Consider the following 1,723-nt stretch of genomic DNA (forward strand, 5'->3'; position numbering starts at 1 on the left):
TCGAATTTTAAGTGCTTGTTCAACATGCTCAGCGCCTTTACTGCTACTGCCTGTATTCCAATATATTATGCCCAAATGATTCAATGCATCGGCATATTCTTCAGTATCTTGTTCGGCATTTTTTAGTGCCTCGTTGAATAATTTCTCAGCCTGTTCATTATTACCCTTTCTCAAATAAATCTGTCCTACAATGCTAGGACACTTGTTTTGAGAATTGTCGAGTAAATGATCTATTTCCAATAAATTCCCTGTATTTAATCTCTCCTGAAGGGTAGAACACACTTCTTGTGCACAAGTACCTGCACTTAGAAACAGATAAAAGAAAAAGGTTGCTACAGTAAATTTAGAACCTAACAACATATCCTATAGAAAATACATTGTCTCTTGTCAACCCATCAGGATTCACATCTCTATCCGTAATTTTTTGTCCGTAAATTCCGCTTATGCTATGATTGGTATTGAAGTGGTAAGCTACATTTAGCAAGGCAGTCATCGCTAATCCTGTTGTTTTATCAACTTTTACACGCTGCCCTTCTGTTGGTGACCCAGGTGTAGTATCGAGTATTTCATCTTTAGTAATTCTAAAAATAGGGAGTAGGCCAGCTCGAATATCCCATTTCGAAAAATGGAAAGCACGCTCTACTCGCAGCATCACATCCGTTCCTCTTTTTAGGTCATTTGCTAAAAAATTATCGCGTAAATAATTGTCGTCCGGATAATTGGCCCACTGTTCATACCTAAAGTCATTTTGATTTTCTGTTAATGCAATTTGAATACCTGTGGCAAACATCCATTTTTGACTTATGAATGAGGCTCCTGCCACTAAATCCCAACTTCCCAGACTGGTTTGGTAATACATGGGCAGATCTGTAGATGTACCTGCCGCCAATCCGTCAGTAATAAATTGCGAATTAACATCGCTATCCTGATCAGAAGCATTGGTCGGGATTTTCCCGCCTAACGTAGCATTAATATGAAATTGTTCGGTAGAGTAAACGTTTCGTGTAACACTGTAAGAAATATCAGACAGTCCGGATGTTTCGCCTAAATTTCCAGTAACCCAGTAATAAGGCACTTTTAACTGAAAAGAAGTAACCTCGTTGATGCCAAAGGTTAAATCTACTGTGGCAGCTGTTATTTTAGGACTTATCGTTGTATTACCTTGACCGTAGCTAAACTCAGCTGAACGTAATTTGAAATTAATTTTCTTCGTATAGATCTGGCTTGGTTTCATAGCACCCATCGTACAAAAACCAGCATCGCTGCATCCCTGACTGAAAGAATTTCCAGTAGTCAGCACAAAGATTAGAACTATAAATACACTTAGCTTATTCTTTAATAAAAGCATATGACTCACTAGTTAATTTCAATTCAATTTTAACGATAATTCATTACAATTAGTCTATACCTTTTATTTTATCAAAGTAAACTTTGGCTTCCTTTTTAACCTTTGGTGCTAAAAGAATTGCCGATATCATGGTAGGTATGGCCATAACAGCAAAAGCACCATCTATTAAACTAAATATTGTGCTTAACGATGCGATGGAACCAAATACGATAGTGGCAACATAGATATAGTTATAATACACTTTGTTTTTTTCACCGACTAAAAATGCCATGCATCGCGATCCATACCAGCTAAAGCTGAATAAAGACGAGGAAGCAAAGAATAAAATACAGATTAATAAGATATAATTTCCAAAACCCGGGAAAGCAGACTCAA

The 1,723-nt window shown here is 37.0% G+C and carries 3 protein-coding genes; all 3 read right to left on the reverse strand.

The window, feature by feature from the left end; translation table 11 throughout:
* The coding region (locus tag RLO81_RS11050; protein WP_350111445.1) for a tetratricopeptide repeat protein at nucleotides 1-240 on the reverse strand (240 nt) is incomplete at its 3' end.
* A gap of 103 nt (nucleotides 241-343) precedes the next feature.
* Nucleotides 344-1,348, reverse strand: a complete 1,005-nt coding sequence (locus RLO81_RS11055) for a porin family protein (RefSeq protein WP_350111447.1) — start codon at nucleotides 1,346-1,348, stop codon at nucleotides 344-346.
* 49 nt (nucleotides 1,349-1,397) lie between these two features.
* Nucleotides 1,398-1,723 (reverse strand): alanine:cation symporter family protein (locus RLO81_RS11060; RefSeq protein WP_350111449.1); only part of this gene is annotated, 326 nt, incomplete at its 5' end.

The organism is Fulvivirga sp. (genome assembly GCF_040220315.1).
Taxonomy (GTDB): Bacteria; Bacteroidota; Bacteroidia; order Cytophagales; family Cyclobacteriaceae; genus Fulvivirga.